General features: G+C 47.3%; 31 protein-coding genes. All 31 read right to left on the bottom strand.

All coding sequences use genetic code 11. From position 1 onward, the window contains the following. Positions 1-19: 19 nt before the first annotated feature. Positions 20-640 (bottom strand): 30S ribosomal protein S4, encoded by a 621-nt coding sequence (gene rpsD / locus SHEWMR4_RS01190; RefSeq protein ID WP_011070631.1) that lies wholly within the window; start codon positions 638-640, stop codon positions 20-22. A gap of 31 nt (positions 641-671) precedes the next feature. Continuing rightward, positions 672-1,064, bottom strand: coding sequence for a 30S ribosomal protein S11 (gene rpsK / locus SHEWMR4_RS01185; RefSeq protein ID WP_006083577.1), 393 nt, complete (start codon positions 1,062-1,064; stop codon positions 672-674). A gap of 14 nt (positions 1,065-1,078) precedes the next feature. Beyond that, positions 1,079-1,435: a 30S ribosomal protein S13 gene (rpsM, locus tag SHEWMR4_RS01180; RefSeq protein ID WP_011070630.1), complete on the bottom strand. Its 357-nt coding sequence runs from the start codon at positions 1,433-1,435 to the stop codon at positions 1,079-1,081. A gap of 115 nt (positions 1,436-1,550) precedes the next feature. Continuing rightward, the gene (rpmJ, locus tag SHEWMR4_RS01175; RefSeq protein ID WP_006083579.1) at positions 1,551-1,664 is read right to left on the bottom strand and encodes a 50S ribosomal protein L36; all 114 of its coding nucleotides are present in this window, start codon (positions 1,662-1,664) and stop codon (positions 1,551-1,553) included. A gap of 21 nt (positions 1,665-1,685) precedes the next feature. After that, entirely contained in the window at positions 1,686-3,026 is a 1,341-nt protein-coding gene (secY, locus tag SHEWMR4_RS01170; RefSeq protein ID WP_011621032.1) for a preprotein translocase subunit SecY, read from the bottom strand. 7 nt (positions 3,027-3,033) lie between these two features. Next, positions 3,034-3,468, bottom strand: a complete 435-nt coding sequence (rplO, locus tag SHEWMR4_RS01165; protein WP_011070628.1) for a 50S ribosomal protein L15 — start codon at positions 3,466-3,468, stop codon at positions 3,034-3,036. A gap of 3 nt (positions 3,469-3,471) precedes the next feature. Continuing rightward, positions 3,472-3,654 carry a 50S ribosomal protein L30 gene (gene rpmD, locus SHEWMR4_RS01160; RefSeq protein WP_007644440.1) on the bottom strand — a complete coding sequence of 61 codons (183 nt, stop codon included), beginning with the start codon at positions 3,652-3,654 and terminating at the stop codon, positions 3,472-3,474. Positions 3,655-3,660: 6 nt separating this feature from the next. Continuing rightward, positions 3,661-4,164 (bottom strand): 30S ribosomal protein S5, encoded by a 504-nt coding sequence (gene rpsE, locus SHEWMR4_RS01155; RefSeq protein WP_007644438.1) that lies wholly within the window; start codon positions 4,162-4,164, stop codon positions 3,661-3,663. A gap of 12 nt (positions 4,165-4,176) precedes the next feature. Then, positions 4,177-4,527 carry a 50S ribosomal protein L18 gene (rplR, locus tag SHEWMR4_RS01150; RefSeq protein ID WP_007644436.1) on the bottom strand — a complete coding sequence of 117 codons (351 nt, stop codon included), beginning with the start codon at positions 4,525-4,527 and terminating at the stop codon, positions 4,177-4,179. Positions 4,528-4,537: 10 nt separating this feature from the next. After that, the gene (gene rplF, locus SHEWMR4_RS01145; RefSeq protein WP_011621031.1) at positions 4,538-5,071 is read right to left on the bottom strand and encodes a 50S ribosomal protein L6; all 534 of its coding nucleotides are present in this window, start codon (positions 5,069-5,071) and stop codon (positions 4,538-4,540) included. Positions 5,072-5,081: 10 nt separating this feature from the next. Continuing rightward, positions 5,082-5,474, bottom strand: coding sequence for a 30S ribosomal protein S8 (gene rpsH, locus SHEWMR4_RS01140; RefSeq protein WP_007644434.1), 393 nt, complete (start codon positions 5,472-5,474; stop codon positions 5,082-5,084). Positions 5,475-5,498: 24 nt separating this feature from the next. Continuing rightward, a complete protein-coding gene (rpsN, locus tag SHEWMR4_RS01135) occupies positions 5,499-5,804 on the bottom strand; it encodes a 30S ribosomal protein S14 (RefSeq protein WP_011621030.1) in 306 nt (101 codons plus the stop codon). A gap of 10 nt (positions 5,805-5,814) precedes the next feature. Beyond that, positions 5,815-6,354, bottom strand: a complete 540-nt coding sequence (rplE, locus tag SHEWMR4_RS01130; protein WP_011621029.1) for a 50S ribosomal protein L5 — start codon at positions 6,352-6,354, stop codon at positions 5,815-5,817. Positions 6,355-6,366: 12 nt separating this feature from the next. After that, positions 6,367-6,681 carry a 50S ribosomal protein L24 gene (gene rplX, locus SHEWMR4_RS01125; RefSeq protein ID WP_011070623.1) on the bottom strand — a complete coding sequence of 105 codons (315 nt, stop codon included), beginning with the start codon at positions 6,679-6,681 and terminating at the stop codon, positions 6,367-6,369. Positions 6,682-6,692: 11 nt separating this feature from the next. Beyond that, positions 6,693-7,061 (bottom strand): 50S ribosomal protein L14, encoded by a 369-nt coding sequence (gene rplN / locus SHEWMR4_RS01120; protein WP_006083590.1) that lies wholly within the window; start codon positions 7,059-7,061, stop codon positions 6,693-6,695. Between the two features lie 178 nt (positions 7,062-7,239). Beyond that, entirely contained in the window at positions 7,240-7,488 is a 249-nt protein-coding gene (gene rpsQ / locus SHEWMR4_RS01115; RefSeq protein ID WP_011070622.1) for a 30S ribosomal protein S17, read from the bottom strand. Then, positions 7,488-7,679, bottom strand: coding sequence for a 50S ribosomal protein L29 (rpmC, locus tag SHEWMR4_RS01110; RefSeq protein WP_007644429.1), 192 nt, complete (start codon positions 7,677-7,679; stop codon positions 7,488-7,490). Before rpmC ends, rpsQ begins: the two co-directional genes overlap by 1 nt. Further along, entirely contained in the window at positions 7,679-8,089 is a 411-nt protein-coding gene (rplP, locus tag SHEWMR4_RS01105) for a 50S ribosomal protein L16 (RefSeq protein WP_006083593.1), read from the bottom strand. Before rplP ends, rpmC begins: the two co-directional genes overlap by 1 nt. Positions 8,090-8,100: 11 nt before the next feature. After that, on the bottom strand, positions 8,101-8,793 hold the full coding sequence (gene rpsC / locus SHEWMR4_RS01100; RefSeq protein WP_011070621.1) for a 30S ribosomal protein S3: 693 nt from the start codon (positions 8,791-8,793) through the stop codon (positions 8,101-8,103). A gap of 9 nt (positions 8,794-8,802) precedes the next feature. After that, on the bottom strand, positions 8,803-9,135 hold the full coding sequence (gene rplV / locus SHEWMR4_RS01095; protein ID WP_006083595.1) for a 50S ribosomal protein L22: 333 nt from the start codon (positions 9,133-9,135) through the stop codon (positions 8,803-8,805). Positions 9,136-9,150: 15 nt separating this feature from the next. Continuing rightward, complete coding sequence (rpsS, locus tag SHEWMR4_RS01090) at positions 9,151-9,429, bottom strand: 30S ribosomal protein S19 (protein WP_006083596.1); 279 nt, start codon at positions 9,427-9,429, stop codon at positions 9,151-9,153. 14 nt (positions 9,430-9,443) lie between these two features. Then, on the bottom strand, positions 9,444-10,268 hold the full coding sequence (rplB, locus tag SHEWMR4_RS01085) for a 50S ribosomal protein L2 (protein WP_011621028.1): 825 nt from the start codon (positions 10,266-10,268) through the stop codon (positions 9,444-9,446). Between the two features lie 16 nt (positions 10,269-10,284). Further along, on the bottom strand, positions 10,285-10,587 hold the full coding sequence (gene rplW / locus SHEWMR4_RS01080) for a 50S ribosomal protein L23 (protein WP_041408946.1): 303 nt from the start codon (positions 10,585-10,587) through the stop codon (positions 10,285-10,287). Next, positions 10,587-11,192 (bottom strand): 50S ribosomal protein L4, encoded by a 606-nt coding sequence (rplD, locus tag SHEWMR4_RS01075; protein ID WP_011621026.1) that lies wholly within the window; start codon positions 11,190-11,192, stop codon positions 10,587-10,589. The genes rplW and rplD overlap by 1 nt, the downstream gene beginning before the upstream one ends. A gap of 17 nt (positions 11,193-11,209) precedes the next feature. Continuing rightward, positions 11,210-11,848 (bottom strand): 50S ribosomal protein L3, encoded by a 639-nt coding sequence (gene rplC / locus SHEWMR4_RS01070; RefSeq protein ID WP_011070617.1) that lies wholly within the window; start codon positions 11,846-11,848, stop codon positions 11,210-11,212. 27 nt (positions 11,849-11,875) lie between these two features. After that, on the bottom strand, positions 11,876-12,187 hold the full coding sequence (gene rpsJ / locus SHEWMR4_RS01065) for a 30S ribosomal protein S10 (protein WP_011070616.1): 312 nt from the start codon (positions 12,185-12,187) through the stop codon (positions 11,876-11,878). A 338-nt stretch (positions 12,188-12,525) separates the two neighbouring features. Continuing rightward, entirely contained in the window at positions 12,526-13,710 is a 1,185-nt protein-coding gene (gene tuf / locus SHEWMR4_RS01060) for an elongation factor Tu (RefSeq protein WP_011621025.1), read from the bottom strand. Between the two features lie 71 nt (positions 13,711-13,781). After that, the gene (fusA, locus tag SHEWMR4_RS01055; protein ID WP_011621024.1) at positions 13,782-15,878 is read right to left on the bottom strand and encodes an elongation factor G; all 2,097 of its coding nucleotides are present in this window, start codon (positions 15,876-15,878) and stop codon (positions 13,782-13,784) included. 78 nt (positions 15,879-15,956) lie between these two features. Then, on the bottom strand, positions 15,957-16,427 hold the full coding sequence (rpsG, locus tag SHEWMR4_RS01050; RefSeq protein WP_011070613.1) for a 30S ribosomal protein S7: 471 nt from the start codon (positions 16,425-16,427) through the stop codon (positions 15,957-15,959). A gap of 80 nt (positions 16,428-16,507) precedes the next feature. Then, positions 16,508-16,882: a 30S ribosomal protein S12 gene (rpsL, locus tag SHEWMR4_RS01045; protein ID WP_011070612.1), complete on the bottom strand. Its 375-nt coding sequence runs from the start codon at positions 16,880-16,882 to the stop codon at positions 16,508-16,510. Positions 16,883-17,061: 179 nt separating this feature from the next. Continuing rightward, complete coding sequence (gene rpoC, locus SHEWMR4_RS01040) at positions 17,062-21,279, bottom strand: DNA-directed RNA polymerase subunit beta' (protein WP_011621023.1); 4,218 nt, start codon at positions 21,277-21,279, stop codon at positions 17,062-17,064. Positions 21,280-21,288: the final 9 nt, after the last annotated feature.

The raw sequence follows: 21,288 nt of genomic DNA, 5'->3' as shown, positions 1-21,288 counted from the left end.
CCTCTCTTGTTTGTTAGCCTTACTTAGAGTAAAGCTCGACGATCAGCTGTTCGTTAATTTCCGCAGACAAATCGCTACGTTCTGGAATACGCTTGAAAGCACCTTCCATTTTCGCGCTGTCGACTTCAACCCATGTAGGCTTCTCGCGTTGAGCAGCCACTTCTAAAGCCGCTTTGATACGAGCTTGAGTGCGTGACTTTTCACGGATGCTTACAACATCATTCGCAGACACTTTGAATGACGGAATGTTAACAACACGACCGTTAACCATAACAGATTTATGGCTCACTAGCTGACGTGATTCTGCACGAGTCGCACCGAAACCCATACGATAAACAACGTTATCTAAACGAGTTTCTAAAAGTTGCAACAGGTTCTCACCAGTGTTGCCTTTCAGACGTGCAGCCTCTTTGTAGTAGTTACGGAATTGTTTTTCTAACACACCGTAAATACGACGAACTTTTTGTTTTTCGCGTAACTGTAAACCGTACTCTGACAGACGTGGCTTACGAGCGCCATGCTGTCCAGGTGCTGATTCCAGTTTACACTTTGAATCGATTGCTCTCACACCGCTTTTTAAGAAAAGGTCAGTACCTTCTCGGCGGCTGAGCTTGAGCTTGGGACCCAAGTATCTTGCCATGATCTTTCTCCAACTATCCTAATGAAACGCGTTATACACGACGCTTTTTAGGAGGACGACAACCATTATGAGGGATCGGCGTCACATCGGTAATGTTGGTAATTTTGTAACCAACAGCGTTCAGCGCACGAATGGCTGATTCACGACCTGGACCTGGACCCTTCACAAACACTTCAAGGTTTTTTAAACCGTAGTCTTGAGCAGCAGCACCTGCACGCTCAGCAGCTACCTGTGCAGCAAATGGAGTAGATTTACGTGAACCACGGAAACCTGAACCACCTGAAGTAGCCCATGACAACGCATTACCTTGACGATCTGTAATGGTGACAATTGTGTTGTTGAAAGAAGCATGGATATGAGCCATGCCATCTGCAACCTGTTTACGTACGCGCTTACGCGGAGAACGTGACGGAACTTTAGCCATTGTCTACCTTCCCGTTACTTCTTGATTGGTTTACGTGGACCTTTACGCGTACGCGCATTGGTCTTAGTACGTTGCCCACGAAGAGGCAGGCTACGACGATGGCGGAGACCACGATAACAACCAAGATCCATAAGACGCTTGATGTTCATAGAAATCTCACGACGTAAGTCACCTTCTACTAAGTATTTGGCAACTTCTTCGCGTAGGGTGTCGATTTGAGCTTCGCTCAATTCCTTGATCTTAGCAGTTTCAGCAATTGACGTAGCCGCGCAGATTGCTCTAGCGCGAGTACGGCCGATGCCGAAAATTGCAGTCAATGCGATGACTGTATGCTTTTGATCAGGAATGTTAATGCCAGCGATACGGGCCACTATGCACTCCTTAAGTTAAAGGCCAACTGCGAAAAGCCCGAAAGGATACTCGACAGTTGACAGATTTGCAAACAATATTTTGTTCAGCCCAACATTGGGCTGAACAATCTTTCTATTAGCCTTGACGCTGTTTGTGTTTTGGTTCAACACAGATAACGCGTACAACGCCACTACGCTTGACGATCTTGCAGTTACGGCAGATCTTCTTCACGGAAGCTCGAACTTTCATTTCATCACTCCGTAAAGCTACTTAGCGACCAAAGCGATCTAAATTCGCTTTGTTTACTAGGTTAGCTTTCTTCATCACAGACTCATATTGATGTGACATCATATGGGTCTGAACCTGAGCCATGAAGTCCATGATTACGACTACCATAATTAGTAGTGAAGTACCGCCAAAATAGAACTGTACTTTCCACGCAATTAACATGAACTCCGGAATTAAACAGATAAAGGTAATGTATAACGCGCCAGCTAATGTTAGGCGAGTCATTACTTTATCAATGTAACGCGAAGTCTGTTCTCCAGGACGGATCCCAGGGATGAATGCACCACTCTTCTTCAGGTTATCTGCTGTTTCACGTGGGTTAAATACCAACGCAGTATAGAAGAAACAGAAGAAGATAATCGCTGCTGCATACAATAATGAGTAAAGCGGTTGTCCTGGTGACACAGCCAGTGAAAAATCACTTAACCATGACATAGACTCATTTTGACCAAACCACTGAGCCAGTGTACCTGGGAACAAAATGATGCTTGACGCAAAAATTGGGGGAATTACACCCGCCATGTTTATTTTCAGCGGCAAGTGAGTAGATTGCGCAGCGAACACCTTACGGCCTTGCTGGCGCTTAGCGTAGTTAACAACGATACGACGTTGACCACGTTCTACAAACACCACGAAATAAGTCACAGCAAAAATAATTACCGCGAGCAACAACAATACTAACACATTCAGGTCACCTTGACGCGCCTGCTCAGCCGTTTGGCCGATAGCGGAAGGTAATCCAGCAACAATACCTGCGAAAATTAAAATCGAGATACCGTTACCTATACCTCGTTCGGTAATTTGTTCACCTAGCCACATCAGGAACATAGTTCCTGTTACTAAGCTCACAACCGCTACAAAGTAGAAACCGAATCCAATGTTGACCACAAGGCCTGGGACTAAGTTTGGTAACCCTGTTGCAATACCGATCGACTGGAATGTACCCAGCACCAACGTACCCCATCGTGTGTACTGACTGATTTTTTTACGTCCAGACTCGCCTTCTTTTTTCAATTCAGCGAGTGCAGGATGCACAACAGTCAATAACTGCATGATAATCGATGCCGAAATGTACGGCATGATACCTAATGCGAAGATAGAAGCACGGGAAAGAGCACCACCCGAGAACATGTTAAACATGCCAAGGATGGTACCTTTTTGCTGAGCAAACAGCTCTGCTAATACAGCTGCGTCAATACCAGGAATTGGCACAAACGAACCGGCTCTAAAGACGATAATCGCACCAATCACGAACAGGAGGCGAGCTTTCAATTCAGAAAGTCCACCTTTCGCGCTTTTTAAATCAAGTCCTGGTTTTGCCATCGACGTATTATTCCTCGATCTTACCGCCAGCAGCTTCAATTGCTGCACGTGCACCTTTGGTTACCTTCAGACCTTTTACGGTCACTGGGCGCTCAATGGTACCTGAAAGAACGATTTTCGCAAACTGGATGTTGCGAGTAATAACGTTCGCATCTTTCAGAGCGTTTAAGTCGATAACATCACCGTTAACTTTAGCTAGTTCGAGTACACGAACTTCAGCTGTTACCATAGCGCGACGCGAGGTAAAACCAAATTTAGGTAAACGGATCTTAAGTGGCATTTGACCACCCTCGAAGCCTGGGCGTACACCGCCACCGCTACGAGATTTTTGGCCTTTATGACCACGACCCGCAGTTTTACCTAAGCCTGAGCCCATACCACGGCCTACACGCTTTGGTGCATGCTTAGCGCCTGCAGCTGGAGATAGAGTATTTAAACGCATCTATTAATCCTCCACCTTAACCATGTAGTAGACCTTGTTGATCATACCGCGAACAGAAGGAGTATCTTCTAATTCAACAGTGTGACCAATGCGACGCAGACCAAGACCTGTTAAGGTCGCGCGGTGCTTTGGTAAACGACCGATAGCACTTTTAGTCTGAGTAACTTTTACAGTTTTAGTAGCCATGGTGCATTACCCCCGAATTTCGTCAACATTCAGGCCACGCTTAGCTGCGATTTGCGAAGGTGACTTCATGTGCACCAGAGCATCTACAGTCGCGCGAACGATGTTGATCGGGTTAGTTGAACCGTATGCTTTTGACAGAACGTTATGAACGCCTGCTACTTCCAATACGGCACGCATTGCGCCACCGGCGATAATACCGGTACCCTGTGATGCTGGTTGCATGTATACACGTGAACCAGTATGACGACCTTTAACTGGGTGATGCAGAGTACCTGCATTCAACTCAACGGTCACCATGTTACGACGGGCTTTTTCCATAGCTTTTTGAATCGCTGCTGGAACTTCGCGCGCTTTACCATAGCCATAGCCGACCTTACCATTACCATCACCCACTACTGTTAGTGCTGTGAAGCTAAAGATACGACCGCCCTTAACTACTTTAGAAACACGATTAACTGCAATCAATTTCTCTTGCAGATCGTCTTTTTGCTGAGCTTCTAATTTAGCCATTTTTATAACCCCTTAGAACTGGAGGCCAGCTTCACGAGCAGCATCTGCCAGAGCAGCTACACGACCGTGATACTTGAAACCAGAACGATCGAACGCAACAGAAGTTACGCCTTTCTCGATCGCGCGCTCAGCAACAAATTTACCTACTGCTTTAGCCGCGTCTACGTTACCGGTACTCTTCAGTTGCTCTTTAACCGCTTTTTCCACGGTTGAAGCAGCTGCCACCACCTGAGCTTCAGGATTGATCACCTGAGCATAAATGTGACGCGGTGTACGATGTACAACCAGACGGTTCACGCCCAGCTCTTGGATCTTCTTACGAGCGCGAATAGCGCGACGTAAGCGAGATGTTTTCTTATCCATATCGCGTTACCTACTTCTTCTTAGCCTCTTTACGGCGTACTTCTTCGTCGTCATAGCGAACACCCTTGCCTTTGTATGGCTCTGGTGGACGGTATCCGCGAATCTCAGCAGCGACTTGGCCAATTAACTGCTTATCAACGCCACGTAGGACGATGTCAGTTTGGCTTGGACACTCTGCAGTAACGCCTGCGGGCAGTTTGTGTACTAACGGATGAGAGAAACCTAAAGTCAGGTCAATGTCAGCACCGACGAGCTTCGCACGGTAACCAACGCCAACTAACTTTAACTTACGCTCAAAACCTTGAGATACACCAACAACCATGTTGTTTACTAATGCACGTGTGGTACCAGCCTGTGCCCAAGCGCCAACAGCGCCCTCAACAGGAAGGAATTTGATCACGCCATCTTCAATAACAACATTGACCGCATTGTTGATCACTCGAGTCAGACTTCCTTTCGCGCCTTTGACGGTCAGGGTCTGTTCGTTTAAGGTCACCTCTACGCCAGCTGGAATAGATACTGGTGCTTTTGCTACACGAGACATTCCTAGCTCCTTATGCTACGTAGCAGATAACCTCGCCACCCATGCCTGCAAGGCGGGCGGCACGATCAGTCATCAGGCCTTTAGAAGTGGACACAATTGCGACACCCAGTCCGCCCATCACTTTTGGCAATTCGTTTTTACCTTTGTAAATACGAAGACCAGGACGGCTTACGCGCTGGATAGTCTCAACGACTGGTTGGCCTTGGAAATACTTTAAAGTAATTTCCAGTTCAGGCTTGGCTTCATCTGCTACGGCGTAATCAGCGATGTAACCTTCTTCTTTAAGCAGTTTCGCGATAGCGACTTTCAGCTTAGCAGAAGGCATCTTCACAGATACTTTGTTAGCAGCTTGGCCGTTACGAATACGGGTTAACATATCCGCAATAGGATCTTGCATGCTCATATTAGCTTACTCCGTGACAAGTGCTTACCAGCTAGCCTTACGCAGGCCAGGAACTTCACCACGCATGGTTGCTTCACGTAACTTGATACGGCTTAAACCGAACTTACGCAGGAAACCATGTGGGCGACCAGTTTGATTACAACGATTGCGTTGACGCGATGCGCTGGAATCACGTGGTAGAGCTTGCAGCTTTAGTACTGCGTCCCAACGATCTTCGTCAGAAGAAGCTGGATTAGCAATAATTGCCTTCAGAGCAGCGCGCTTTTCAGCGAACTTAGCTACGAGCTGTGCACGCTTTGCTTCACGTGCTTTCATTGATGTTTTTGCCATTACGCTACCCTTATTTCTTGAATGGGAAGTTAAAAGCGTCTAACAAAGCACGACCTTCTTCGTCAGTATTCGCAGAGGTAGTGATAACAATATCCATACCGCGAATCTTATCGATTTTATCGTAATCGATTTCTGGGAAAATGATCTGCTCACGCACGCCCATCGCGTAGTTGCCACGGCCGTCAAACGCTTTAGCGCTCAGACCACGGAAGTCACGAATACGTGGGATTGCGATGTCAACTAAACGCTCTAAGAATTCCCACATACGCTCACCGCGCAGGGTCACTTTACAGCCAATAGGGTAGCCTTCACGGATTTTAAAACCAGCAACTGATTTACGAGCAACAGTTACTACTGGTTTTTGACCAGCAATTGCAGTCATGTCACGAACAGCATGTTCCATAACTTTTTTGTCTGCAACGGCTTCGCCAACACCCATGTTCAGGGTGATTTTCTCAATCCGAGGGACTTGCATGACACTGGTATAACCGAACTTTTTAGTCAGTTCAGCGACAACAGTCTCTTGATATTTATCATGCAGTTTCGCCATCGTTTACTCCAGTTACTTAACGAGTTCACTGTTCGATTTGAAGAAACGAACTTTTTTGCCGTCTTCAAATCGGAAACCAACACGATCCGCCTTGCCAGTGACAGGGTTAAAGATCGCAACATTTGATGCTTGAATCGGTGCTTCTTTCTCAACAATACCACCGGCTACACCCAGTTGTGGGTTTGGCTTTTGGTGTTTCTTGACAAGATTGATGCCTTCAACAATTAACTTACCAGTAGGTAATACTTGAGCAACTTTAGCGCGTTTGCCCTTGTCTTTACCTGCTAATACGATTACTTCGTCTTGACGACGGATTTTAGCTGCCATTTTGAAGCTCCTTACAGTACTTCTGGTGCCAGCGAGACAATCTTCATGAATTGCTCATTACGCAATTCACGTGTCACTGGTCCAAAGATACGAGTGCCAATCGGCTGCAGGTTGTTGTTCAGAAGAACTGCTGCATTCCGATCGAAGCGAATGACAGAACCGTCTGGACGACGTACGCCTTTCTTAGTACGGACTACCACCGCGTTATACACATCACCTTTCTTCGCTTTAGCGCGAGGAATTGCTTCTTTAACAGAAACCTTGATGATGTCGCCGATACCGGCATAACGACGATGAGAGCCACCCAAGACCTTAATACACTGAACTCTGCGTGCGCCGCTGTTACATGCGACGTCAAGAGTCGATTGCATTTGGATCATTTTAAGTGCTCCGCTATCGTTACTACACAATTCCCACAATTGGGACTATAAACACCATTTTTGCTTTGAATTTAGTCAAAAATGGCGCGCAAATATAACACCATAAATATGGAATGTATAGTATTAAAAAACAAACGGCCCCAAATACTGGAGCCGTTTACCTAAATACCTAATACAATTAGGCCTTTGATACTACTTCAACCAGAGTCCAAGATTTAGTCTTAGACAGAGGACGACATTCGCGGATCGCTACTACATCGCCTTCGTTGCACTGATTAGCTTCATCGTGTGCATGGATCTTAGTCGTACGCTTAATGTACTTCCCATAGATTGGGTGTTTCACTTGGCGTTCGATAGCTACAGTAATGGTTTTATCCATTTTGTTGCTTGTCACACGACCTTGCAAAGTACGGATTTTATCAGACATTATGCACCCGCCTTAGAAGTAATAATGGTCTTAACGCGCGCAATGTTACGGCGCACTAATTTCAGTTGATGAGTCTGAGTCAACTGACCAGTGGCGTGTTGCATACGCAGGTTGAACTGCTCACGCAGCAGACCAAGTAGTTCAGCGTTCAGTTCTTCAACGCTCTTTTCTCTTAGTTCGCTCGCTTTCATTACATCACCGTCTTAGTTACGAAGGTAGTCTTAATTGGAAGCTTGGCAGCAGCTAAAGCAAACGCTTCACGAGCGATCACTTCAGAAACACCATTCATCTCATAAAGAACCTTACCAGGTTGAATCTGACATACCCAGTATTCAACGTTACCTTTACCTTTACCCATACGCACTTCAAGAGGCTTAGAGGTAATTGGCTTGTCCGGGAAAACTCGAATCCAAATTTGTCCCTGACGCTTAATGTGACGTGTCATGGCACGACGTGCAGATTCGATCTGACGAGCAGTTAAACGACCACGGCCGACTGCTTTCAGACCAAAAGTACCAAAGCTAACTTCGGTACCGTTCGCTAGACCGCGGTTGCGGCCTTTGAACATCTTGCGAAACTTCATACGTTTAGGTTGCAGCATTGCCGGCTCTCCTATTTACCACGAGGCTTGCGCTTAGGTTGCTGCTGTTTCGGCTCTTCAATCTGTGGCAGCATTCCGTCCAGAACTTCACCTTTGAAGATCCAAACTTTAATACCAATCACACCGTATTGAGTGTGACTTTCAGAGGTTGAATAGTCGATATCAGCACGCAGTGTATGCAAAGGTACACGACCTTCACGGTACCACTCAGAGCGCGCAATCTCAGCACCGCCTAAACGGCCACTAACTTCAACTTTGATACCTTGAGCACCAATACGCATTGCGTTTTGAACCGCACGCTTCATAGCGCGACGGAACATAACACGACGCTCTAATTGCTGTGCAATTGAGTCAGCAACTAACTTGGCATCTAGCTCAGGTTTACGGATCTCAGCGATGTTAATTTGAGCAGGAGTGCCAGCCAGTTTTGAAACTGCAGCACGCAATACTTCAACGTCTTCACCTTTCTTACCGATCACAACGCCTGGACGGGCAGTGTGAATAGTAACGCGGATGCTTTTCGCTGGGCGTTCAATAACAATCTTAGATACTGACGCAGCTTGCAGTTTGTCTGCAAGATACTTACGCACTTCCCAGTCGCTGTTCAGGTTATTTGCATAATCTGACTTATCTGCGTACCAGGTAGAGATCCAAGGCTTGGTGATACCCAGACGGATACCATTAGGATGTACTTTCTGTCCCATTGCTCTCTCCTAGCGATCTGATACAACCACAGTGATGTGGCTGGTACGCTTCATGATACGATCAGCGCGGCCTTTAGCACGTGGCATGATACGCTTCATAGTTGGACCCTCGTCAACGAAGACGGCGCCTACTTTTAGCTCATCAATGTCAGCGCCTTCGTTGTGTTCGGCGTTTGCGATAGCTGAGTCAAGTACTTTTTTAACCAGTACGGCGGCTTTCTTTGGGCTGAAAGTCAAAATTTCGAGGGCCTTAGCTACAGGCAAACCACGAATTTGATCGGCAACCAGACGAGCCTTCTGCGCAGACGTACGGGCAAAACGATGTTTAGCTAAAACTTCCATCTTATTCCTCCCGTATTAACGCTTCTTCGCTTTCTTATCAGCAGCATGGCCGCGATAAGTGCGAGTTGGTGAGAATTCACCAAGTTTGTGGCCGATCATTTCGTCAGTTACGAACACAGGAACGTGCTGACGACCATTATGGACAGCGATGGTCAAACCAATCATGTTTGGAATGATCATTGAGCGACGTGACCAAGTCTTAATAGGCTTTTTGTCACCGGCTTCCATCGCTTTCTCTACCTTCTTCAGCAAGTGCAGGTCAATGAAGGGACCTTTCTTGAGAGAACGTGGCATGGCGAATCCTCTTACTATTTATTACGACGACGTACGATGTACTTGTCAGTGCGCTTGTTACTACGAGTCTTATAACCCTTAGTTGGCACACCCCATGGAGTCACTGGGTGACGACCACCAGAAGTACGGCCTTCACCACCACCGTGTGGGTGGTCTACTGGGTTCATTGCAACACCGCGAACTGTTGGGCGAACGCCTCTCCAGCGCTTAGCACCTGCTTTACCTAACTGGCGTAGCATGTGTTCGGCATTACCAACTTCACCAAATGTTGCGCGGCAATCAACTGGCACTTTGCGCATTTCGCCAGAGCGAAGACGTAAAGTGGCATATGCGCCATCACGAGCAACAACTTGTACATAAGCACCCGCTGAACGCGCGATCTGAGCACCTTTACCAGGCTTCATTTCTACAGCGTGCACAACAGAACCTACTGGAATGTTGCGCAGTGGCATTGCGTTACCGGTTTTGATTTCGGCTTCAACACCAGACTGGATCTTATCGCCAGCTTGCATGCCTTTAGCAGCAAGAATGTAACGACGCTCACCATCCGCATACAGTACTAGAGCGATGTGCGCAGTACGGTTTGGATCGTATTCCAGACGCTCAATTTTTGCAGGGATACCGTCTTTATCGCGTTTGAAGTCGATTAAACGGTAGTGCTGCTTGTGACCGCCACCAACGTGACGAACAGTGATACGGCCAGTATTGTTACGGCCACCACTTTTAGATTTTTTCGCCAACAGGCCAGCAAAAGGTTTACCCTTGTGCAGGTCAGAGTTCACCACTTTAACAACGTGGCGACGACCTGGAGAGGTTGGCTTACACTTAATAACTGCCATGATAATTCTCCTTTGCTTACTCAGCGCCGCCGACGAAATCGATGTCAGCACCAGCAGCTAAAGTCACGTAGGCTTTTTTCCAATCGCTACGACGACCAACACGGCCACCAGTGCGTTTAGTTTTGCCTTTGCTCACTAAAGTGCGAACTGATTCGACTTCAACTTCAAATAGCTTGGCAACAGCAGCTTTAATTTCAGCTTTAGTTGCATCGATAGCTACGCGGAAAACAACAGTGTTGTGCTTCTCAGCATTCACAGTGCTCTTTTCAGAGATGTGAGGTGCTAGAATTACTTTTAGCAAACGTTCTTCGCGGATCATCATGCTAGCATCTCCTCGATTTGCTTAACTGCATCAGCAGTCACAAGCACTGTGTTGAACGCGATCAGACTTACTGGGTCTAGACCTGCAACGTCACGAACGTCAACCTTGTACAGGTTGCGAGCTGCTAAGAATAAATTCTCGTCAACTTCTGCAGTCACAATTAACACGTCTTCTAAGTTCATTGCTTTCAGTTTAGCTTTCAGCTCTTTAGTTTTAGGAGCTTCAACGCTGAATGATTCAACAACAACCAGACGGTCTTGACGTACCAGCTCAGACAGAATGCTTTTCAGCGCGCCGCGGTACATCTTCTTGTTAACTTTTTGGCTGTGATCCTGAGTTTTAGCAGCGAATGTTACGCCACCGCCACGCCAGATTGGGCCCTTAACACCACCCGCACGAGCGCGGCCAGTGCCTTTTTGGCGCCATGGCTTTTTGCCAGAGCCAGTTACTTCCGCACGAGTCTTTTGAGCACGAGTGCCCTGACGTGCGTTTGCAGCGTATGCTACTACTACCTGATGAACCAGTGCCTCGTTAAAGTCACGGCCGAAGGTAGTTTCGGAAACTTCAAGAGCGCTTTGCGCGTCTTTCAATACCAATTCCATTACTATCTCCTCAGACCTTAAGCTTTAACTGCAGGCTTGATGATCAGGTCGCCGTTAGTTGCGCCCGGAACAGCACCTTTAACCAGTAGCAGGTTACGTTCAACATCTACACGTACAACGTCTAGATTTTGAGTAGTAACACGCTCGGCACCCATGTGGCCTGACATTTTCTTGCCTTTAAATACGCGACCAGGCGTTTGGTTCTGACCGATAGAACCGTTCGAACGGTGCGACAAAGAGTTACCGTGAGTCATATCTTGAGTACGGAAGTTCCAACGCTTAACGCCGCCTTGGAAGCCTTTACCTTTAGATTGACCAGTAACGTCAACTTTCGCTACATCAGCGAAGATACCTACGTTTAGCTCAGCACCAACTTCAATGCCTTCGCCTTCACCGTCTGCCAGACGCAATTCCCACAGTCCACGACCGGCTTCAACACCGCTCTTGGCAAAGTGACCTGCTTCTGGTTTAGTGATGCGATTGGCTTTTTTGGTACCAGTAGTAACTTGAAGTGCGCGGTAGCCGTCAGTTTCTAAAGTTTTCACTTGAGTAACACGGTTGCCAGCAACTTCAATTACTGTAACAGGTATAGAAACACCATCTTCAGTGAAGATGCGAGTCATACCAACTTTACGACCAATAAGACCGATAGCCATCTCTCAAACCTCTTCTAAGGATCTCAATTAACCCAAGCTAATCTGTACGTCGACACCAGCCGCAAGATCTAAACGCATTAGAGCGTCTACAGTCTTTTCAGTTGGCTCTACGATGTCAACCAGGCGCTTGTGAGTACGTAATTCGTACTGGTCACGAGCATCTTTATTAACGTGCGGAGAGATCAAAACGGTATAACGCTCTTTGCGCGTTGGCAGTGGGATAGGACCACGTACCTGGGCGCCTGTACGCTTAGCAGTTTCAACGATTTCCGCTGTAGACTGATCAATTAAGCGATGATCAAATCCTTTTAAGCGGATACGGATTCTTTGGTTCTGCATTGACCAGAGCTCCTAAAATGGACACATAAAAAATCACCCTCTAGCTTCTTCCTTACTGGAAAAGCAGAGCGAGATGATTTAACCGTTCGACTCCCAATCGGAGCCGCTATGATAATGACGAGCGTATTGGCTCATCATTTTATTCGCTAACCTAGGTTAACGAGGGGGCCATTATACTTATCTAAAATTAGATTTCAAGCCCGCTGTGTAAATAGTCATCAAAAAGACTATTCAACTTCAGAGTGGCGAGCATTTTACACAAATTTCAGAATAACGCCAGCCCAAAATAAAAAAGGAAGCCTAAGCTTCCTTTTTCAGTACTATATCTAAGTTCGCAATTAAGCGATGATCTTAGCTACAACACCTGCACCTACTGTACGGCCACCTTCACGGATTGCGAAGCGTAAACCTTCGTCCATCGCGATTGGGCAGATCAGCGTAACAACCATCTTGATGTTGTCGCCTGGCATTACCATCTCTACGCCTTCTGGCAGTTCGATGGTACCAGTCACGTCAGTTGTACGGAAGTAGAACTGTGGACGGTAGCCTTTGAAGAATGGAGTGTGACGACCACCTTCTTCTTTTGACAGAACGTATACTTCTGATTCAAAAGTAGTGTGTGGGTTGATTGAACCTGGCTTAGATAATACTTGACCACGTTCTACGTCATCACGCTTAGTACCACGTAACAGGATACCACAGTTCTCACCTGCACGACCTTCGTCAAGCAGCTTACGGAACATTTCAACACCAGTACAGGTTGTCTTAGTCGTTGTACGGATACCAACGATTTCTACTTCGTCACCAACACGTACGATACCACGCTCAACACGGCCAGTTACTACTGTACCACGGCCAGAGATTGAGAATACGTCTTCGATTGGCATCAGGAATGGCTTATCGATATCACGCTCTGGTTCTGGAATGTAAGAATCCAGTGCCGCTGCTAATTCGATGATCTTAGCTTCCCACTCTGGCTCGCCTTCTAGCGCTTTCAGAGCAGAACCTTGGATAACTGGTAAGTCATCACCTGGGAAGTCGTATTCTGATAACAGTTCACGTACTTCCATTTCTACTAATTCTAACAGTTCAGCATCGTCAACCATGTCACACTTGTTCATGAATACGATGATGAAAGGTACGCCTACTTGGCGAGACAGCAGGATGTGCTCACGAGTTTGTGGCATTGGACCGTCAGTAGAAGCTACTACCAGGATCGCGCCGTCCATCTGTGCAGCACCAGTGATCATGTTTTTAACATAGTCAGCGTGGCCTGGGCAGTCTACGTGTGCGTAGTGACGAGTTGGTGTATCGTATTCGATGTGAGAGGTATTGATGGTAATACCGCGCTCACGCTCTTCTGGAGCGTTATCGATTTGAGAGAAGTCTTTAGCTTCACCACCGTAGGTCTTAGCCAGTACGTGAGAGATAGCTGCAGTCAGAGTGGTTTTACCATGGTCAACGTGACCGATGGTGCCCACGTTTACGTGAGGCTTATTACGTTCAAATTTAGCTTTTGCCACGATATATTCCTTTCTTTTCAGAATAATCCTGTATCAACAGGACCATATTACATTTATGTCGTAACTTGAAATTAGCTACGAGATTCAATAATCGCTTTCGCAATGTTTTGCGGTGCATCAGAGTACTTCAAAAACTCCATGGAGTAAGAAGCACGACCCTGAGTCGCAGAACGCAAATCAGTTGCATAACCAAACATTTCAGAAAGAGGCACTACCGCATGGACTATTTTGATGCCACCGAAGCCATCATCCATACCTTCAATCAAACCACGACGACGGTTTAAGTCACCAACCACATCGCCCATGTAGTTCTCAGGAGTAGTTACTTCTACTTTCATGCAAGGCTCGAGCAACACAGGATTCGCTTCGAGCGCACCCTTTTTGAAGCCCATAGAACCCGCAATTTTGAACGCCATTTCATTCGAGTCCACATCGTGATATGAACCGTCGAACAGAGTGACCTTCACGTCCAACACAGGGAAGCCGGCGAGAACACCGTTCTTCATCTGCTCTTGGATACCTTTATCAACCGCTGGAATGAATTCACGTGGAACTACACCCCCAACGATCGCGTTGATAAATTCGTAACCAGCGCCTTCTTCATTAGGCTCTAGTTTTAACCAAACATGACCGAATTGTCCACGGCCACCTGATTGGCGTACAAATTTACCTTCAGCCTCGACTGATGCGCGAATGGTTTCGCGGTAGGCCACTTGTGGCTTACCAACGTTACACTCAACACCAAATTCGCGACGCATACGGTCAACGATAATGTCTAAGTGTAACTCACCCATTCCAGAAATCAGTGTTTGTGATGATTCTTCGTCAGTCTCAACCCGGAAGGATGGATCTTCCGCTGCGAGTTTTTGCAGCGCGATACCCATTTTATCTTGGTCTGCTTTAGACTTAGGCTCAACGGCAATGGTAATTACTGGCTCAGGGAACTCCATGCGTTCCAAGATCACCTTATGATCAGGATCACAAAGTGTATCACCCGTGGTGACTTCTTTCAGACCGATAGCCGCAGCGATATCACCTGCACGAACTTCTTTCAGTTCTGTACGGTCATTAGCGTGCATTTGCACGATACGGCCGATACGTTCACGTTTCTGTTTAACAGAGTTATAAACGCCAGAACCTGATTCGAGTACGCCAGAGTACACGCGAATAAAGGTCAAAGTGCCCACGAACGGGTCTGTAGCAATCTTAAATGCCAACGCCGCAAAGGGGGCATTGTCATCTGATGGGCGTTCAACTTCTTGCTCATCGTCATCAATGCCCTTAATAGGAGGCACATCGACGGGGGCAGGCAAGAATTCTACTACCGCATCAAGAACCGCTTGAACGCCTTTGTTCTTAAACGCAGAACCACAGGTCGCTAAAACGATTTCATTATTAATAGTACGCTGACGCAGTGCCTTTTTGATCTCGTCTTCTGACAGTGTGCCTTCTTCAAGGTACTTGTCCATCAGTTCATCAGAGGCCTCGGCAGCTGCCTCAACCAGATACTCATGCATTTCAGCCGCTTTTGCCGCCAAACTTGCAGGGATCTCTTCATAAGTGAAAGTCATACCCTGGTCCGCTTCGTTCCAGTTAATGGCTTTCATCTTGATTAAGTCGATCACGCCTGTAAAGTTTTCTTCTGCACCGATGTTTAATTGGATCGGAACACAAGTCGCTCCCAAGCGAGTTCTGATTTGCTTCACTACACGTTCAAAGTCCGCACCTGCGCGGTCCATTTTGTTGACAAACACTAAGCGTGGAACGCGGTATTTGTCAGCTTGACGCCATACGGTTTCTGATTGAGGCTCAACACCTGAAGAACCACAGAAAACCACTACAGCGCCGTCAAGAACGCGCAAAGAACGTTCAACTTCAATAGTGAAGTCAACGTGACCAGGGGTATCGATGATATTGATGCGGTGTTCAGTGAATTGAGCATCCATACCACGCCAGAATGTAGTTACAGCAGCCGAGGTGATAGTAATACCACGCTCTTGCTCTTGTACCATCCAGTCAGTGGTCGCGGCGCCGTCATGCACCTCACCGATTTTATGAGACAAACCGGTATAGAACAGAACACGTTCTGTTGTGGTGGTTTTACCTGCATCCACATGAGCACAAATACCGATATTACGATAACGCTCAATTGGGGTTGTACGAGCCACGATTATACCCTCTCGACCAAGGCTGTTGCCTTGGCAATATCAACAACAATGGTGTGGGCTTAAGCCCACACCATCAGATTACCAACGGTAATGAGCAAAGGCTTTGTTAGCTTCAGCCATGCGATGCACGTCTTCACGCTTCTTAACAGCAGTACCTTTGTTTTCAGACGCATCTAGCATTTCACCTGCTAGACGTAAAGCCATAGATTTTTCACCACGCTTACGAGCAGCTTCAACTAACCAGCGCATCGCCAGTGCGTTACGACGCACTGGACGAACTTCACATGGTACCTGGTAAGTAGAACCACCAACGCGACGAGATTTAACTTCGACTGATGGGCGAACGTTGTCCAGGGCTGCTTCAAGGATGTCTAAATGATTAGCGCCTTTCTTTTCAGCGATAACATCAAGAGCCTTGTAAATGATTTTTTCAGCAGTCGACTTTTTGCCGTCCTGCATAATGACGTTGATGAACTTAGCCAGCAACTCACTGTGAAACTTTGGATCTGGTAGGATTTTACGTTGTCCTACAACGCGACGTCTTGGCATAACAATTCTCCGTATGCTTCAGGGATTTCCAAAACTGGAATTCTCAAAATAAACTAGCTTGGCCTTACTTAACGGATACGTTAAGACTTAGGACGCTTAGCACCGTACTTAGAACGGCTTTGGCGACGTGAAGTCACGCCTGCACAGTCTAATGCGCCACGAACAGTGTGATAGCGAACACCAGGTAAGTCTTTAACACGACCACCACGGATCAAAATCACGCTGTGTTCCTGCAGGTTGTGGCCTTCACCGCCGATGTACGAAGTTACTTCGAAACCGTTAGTCAGACGCACACGAGCTACTTTACGTAGTGCAGAGTTAGGTTTTTTAGGGGTAGTAGTGTACACACGTGTACAAACACCACGCTTTTGTGGGCACGCATTCAACGCAGGCACATTAGTCTTGTCGACTTTTGGCGCGCGTGGCTTACGTACCAACTGGTTTACAGTTGCCATGTATAGCTCCGAGTCAGTTGAATCAAACTCAACGATAAGGTGTGAAAAATCTATATCCCACAATGGTGGGACGCGGAATTTTAGAAAGGTAAAGCCTGACTGTCAAGAAATAGCCAACTTTTGCGGCATTTTCCAATAAAAAAGGCGCCATTGGCGCCTTTTTGTTACAAACTGTTCACTTAATCTTGGCTGCCAGCCAAGTTTAACAGGTCTGCGAGATTTTGTTCTGCTTCACTTGCAGTGATCTTATTCACTACAACTGGCTCGTCTTTCTTAGCACGGGCATCGTTACGAGTCTTGTGATAAGCATAACCAGTACCGGCTGGGATCAGGCGGCCAACGATTACGTTTTCTTTCAGACCACGTAAGTTATCAGACTTACCACCTACGGCAGCTTCTGTCAGTACGCGAGTCGTTTCTTGGAATGATGCTGCAGAGATAAACGATTCTGTTGCCAGAGACGCTTTGGTAATACCCAGCAGTTCACGTTCGAAGGTCGCAGGCACTTTGCCTTGTTCGACAAGTTCGCGGTTAGCAATCTTGACGCGAGACACTTCGACTTGTTCGCCTTCTAAGAACTCACTGTCACCCGCAGAGGTGATCACGCACTTACGCAGCATTTGACGGATGATCACTTCGATATGTTTATCGTTGATCTTCACGCCTTGTAGACGGTATACGTCTTGTACTTCATTCACAATGTAGTTTGCTACGTTGTGGATGCCACGTAGACGCAGAATGTCGTGCGCCGCCTCTGGACCGTCAGCAATAACTTCACCACGTTCGACTTTTTCACCTTCGAACACGTTTAAGTTACGCCATTTCGGGATCATCTCTTCGTAATGTTCTCCGCCATCCGCTGGTGTGATCACCAGACGACGCTTGCCTTTGGTCTCTTTACCAAACGAGATGGTACCAGAGATTTCCGCCAGAATAGCTGGCTCTTTTGGCTTACGGGCTTCGAACAGGTCAGCAACGCGTGGTAGACCACCCGTGATGTCGCGTGTTTTAGACGATTCTTGTGGAATACGTGCTAACGCGTCACCCACGGCGATTTGCGCATTGTCGTCAAGGTTAACGATCGCACTGCCTGGTAAGAAGTATTGTGCCGGCACTTCAGTACCTGGGATCATCAGGTCGCTACCGTCGGCACCAACAAGACGGATCATTGGGCGCATTTCTTTACCCGCTGAACCACGTTGACCCACGTCGAGGATCACGATTGATGACAGACCTGTCAGTTCGTCTGTTTGACGAGTCATGGTCACGCCGTCGATCATGTCAACGAACTTAATACTACCCGCCACTTCAGTGATGATTGGGTGAGTATGTGGATCCCAGTTAGCGATGATATCGCCCGCTTCTACTGATGCTTCTTCTAACTTCTCGAGCACAGTACCGTAAGGCACTTTATAACGCTCTTTCTCACGACCTAATTCGTCGATGATCGCCAGTTCAGAAGAACGAGAAACGATAACCAGCTTGCCGTCAGTGTTAGTCACGTACTTAGCGTTGTGCAGTTTCAACGAACCAGAGTTCTTCACTTGAACGTTGTTTTCTGCAGACGCTCTCGATGCCGCACCACCGATGTGGAACGTACGCATCGTTAACTGTGTACCAGGTTCACCGATTGATTGCGCCGCGACAACACCGATAGCTTCGCCGTGGTTAATCAGGTGACCACGGGCTAAGTCACGGCCATAACATGCCGCACACACACCGAAGTCGGTATCACAGGTAATTACTGAACGTACAATCACTTCGTCGATTGAGTGTTCTTCTAACTTGTCACACCATGCTTCATCGAGCAGAGTGTTACGTGGCGCAAGCACATCTTCTGTACCTGGGTACATAACATCAACAGCAACCACACGACCCAGTACGCGTTCACGTAATGGCTCAACAACGTCACCACCTTCGATCAGCGGCTTCATTGTCAGACCTTCGTGAGTACCACAATCGTCTTCGATGACCACTAAGTCTTGAGCAACGTCAACCAGACGACGAGTCAGGTAACCCGAGTTCGCTGTCTTCAATGCGGTATCGGCTAGACCTTTACGCGCACCGTGGGTTGAGATGAAGTACTGAAGAACGTTCAGACCTTCACGGAAGTTCGCCACGATTGGGGTTTCGATGATCGAACCGTCTGGTTTCGCCATCAGACCACGCATACCCGCTAACTGACGGATCTGTGCGGCACTACCACGAGCGCCCGAGTCGGCCATCATGTAAATGCTGTTGAACGAAGCTTGTTTCTCTTCAACGCCATCACGGTTAATCACTGTCTCAGTTGACAGGTTTTCCATCATCGCTTTAGAAACTTTTTCGTTCGCACTTGCCCAGATGTCGATTACTTTGTTGTAACGCTCACCCGCGGTCACCAGACCTGATTGGAACTGCTCTTGAATTTCGAGCACTTCTGCTTCAGCGTCAGCAACTAAGGTGTACTTCTCAGCTGGGATCACCATGTCGTCGATACCGACAGATGCACCAGAGATAGTGGCGTAACGGAAACCTGTGTACATCAGTTGGTCAGCGAAGATAACGGTATCTTTCAGACCTAATTGACGGTAACAAGTGTTCAATAGCTTAGAAATTTGCTTTTTGCCCATGTTCTGGTTAACCAGATCAAATGACAAACCTGCTGGCAGAATTTGTGACAGCAGAGCACGACCCACTGTTGTATCTACGATACGACGTTGTTCAGTACGCTCACCATTGTCACCGATAACGGTTTCAGTGATACGCACTTTCACGCGGGCATGCAGTTCAGCAGCGCCAGTTGCGTAAGCTTTTTCAACTTCAGCAACAGACATAAAGTACATACCTTCACCACGGCCGTTGATACGCTCACGGCTGGTGTAGTACAGACCTAATACCACGTCTTGAGACGGAGTGATTACAGGCTCGCCGTTCGCAGGTGACAGGATGTTGTTGGTTGACATCATCAGGGCACGAGCTTCAAGCTGCGCTTCCAGTGTTAACGGTACGTGTACCGCCATTTGGTCACCGTCGAAGTCGGCGTTGTATGCCGCACAAACGAGTGGGTGTAACTGGATTGCTTTACCTTCAATCAGTACAGGTTCGAACGCTTGGATACCCAGTCTGTGCAGTGTTGGTGCACGGTTAAGCATCACTGGATGTTCGCGGATCACTTCATCCAGAACGTCCCAAACTTCCGCCACTTCACGCTCGACCATCTTCTTAGCAGCTTTGATGGTTGTCGCTAAGCCACGACCTTCCAGCTTGCCATAGATGAATGGCTTGAACAGTTCCAGTGCCATCTTCTTAGGAAGACCACATTGGTGCAGACGTAAAGTAGGACCTACGGTAATTACCGAACGACCAGAGTAGTCAACACGCTTACCTAATAAGTTCTGACGGAAACGACCTTGTTTACCTTTGATCATATCGGCCAAAGATTTCAGAGGACGTTTGTTAGAACCGGTAATAGCACGACCACGACGACCGTTATCTAATAGCGCATCAACAGACTCTTGTAACATACGCTTTTCGTTGCGTACGATGATGTCCGGCGCAGCTAAATCTAACAGACGCTTCAAACGGTTGTTACGGTTGATCACGCGGCGGTACAAATCGTTCAGATCTGAAGTCGCGAAGCGGCCGCCATCGAGCGGTACCAGCGGACGTAAGTCAGGTGGTAACACAGGCAGTACTTTTAAGATCATCCACTCTGGCTTGTTGCCAGAAGTGTGGAACGCTTCCATCAACTTAAGACGCTTGGTCACTTTCTTGCGACGAGTCTCAGAGTTGATTGATGGCAGCTCTTCACGCATTTGTTCGATTTCTTTTTCGAGATCGATCGCGCGCAGCAGTTCTAATACCGCTTCAGCACCCATCTTAGCTTCGAATTCGTCACCGTATTCTTCTAATGCGTCCAGATAGTTTTCTTCTGTCAGCATTTGGCCACGTTCAAGGCTGGTCATGCCAGGCTCGATCACGACGAAAGATTCAAAATACAGTACGCGTTCGATATCACGCAGCGTCATGTCCAGCATTAAACCGATACGGGACGGCAGTGATTTCAAGAACCAAATGTGGGCAACTGGGCTAGCCAGTTCAATGTGACCCATACGCTCACGACGTACTTTAGTCTGGGTAACTTCTACGCCACACTTTTCACAGATCACACCACGGTGCTTCAAACGCTTGTACTTACCGCACAAACATTCGTAATCTTTGACCGGGCCAAAGATACGCGCACAGAACAGACCTTCACGCTCAGGCTTGAAGGTACGGTAGTTAATGGTTTCTGGCTTCTTAACTTCACCAAAAGACCAAGAACGGATCAGATCAGGCGATGCCAGACCAATTTTGATGCCGTTAAATTCTTCAGTCTTGCTTTGCTGTTTCAGAAACTTTAATAAGTCTTTCACGTTTCTCTC

This window comes from Shewanella sp. MR-4, assembly GCF_000014685.1.
In the GTDB taxonomy this organism is placed as follows: domain Bacteria; phylum Pseudomonadota; class Gammaproteobacteria; order Enterobacterales; family Shewanellaceae; genus Shewanella.
The sequence above is the reverse complement of the archived record's forward strand: the minus strand, read 5'-3'. Positions and strand labels throughout refer to the sequence as shown.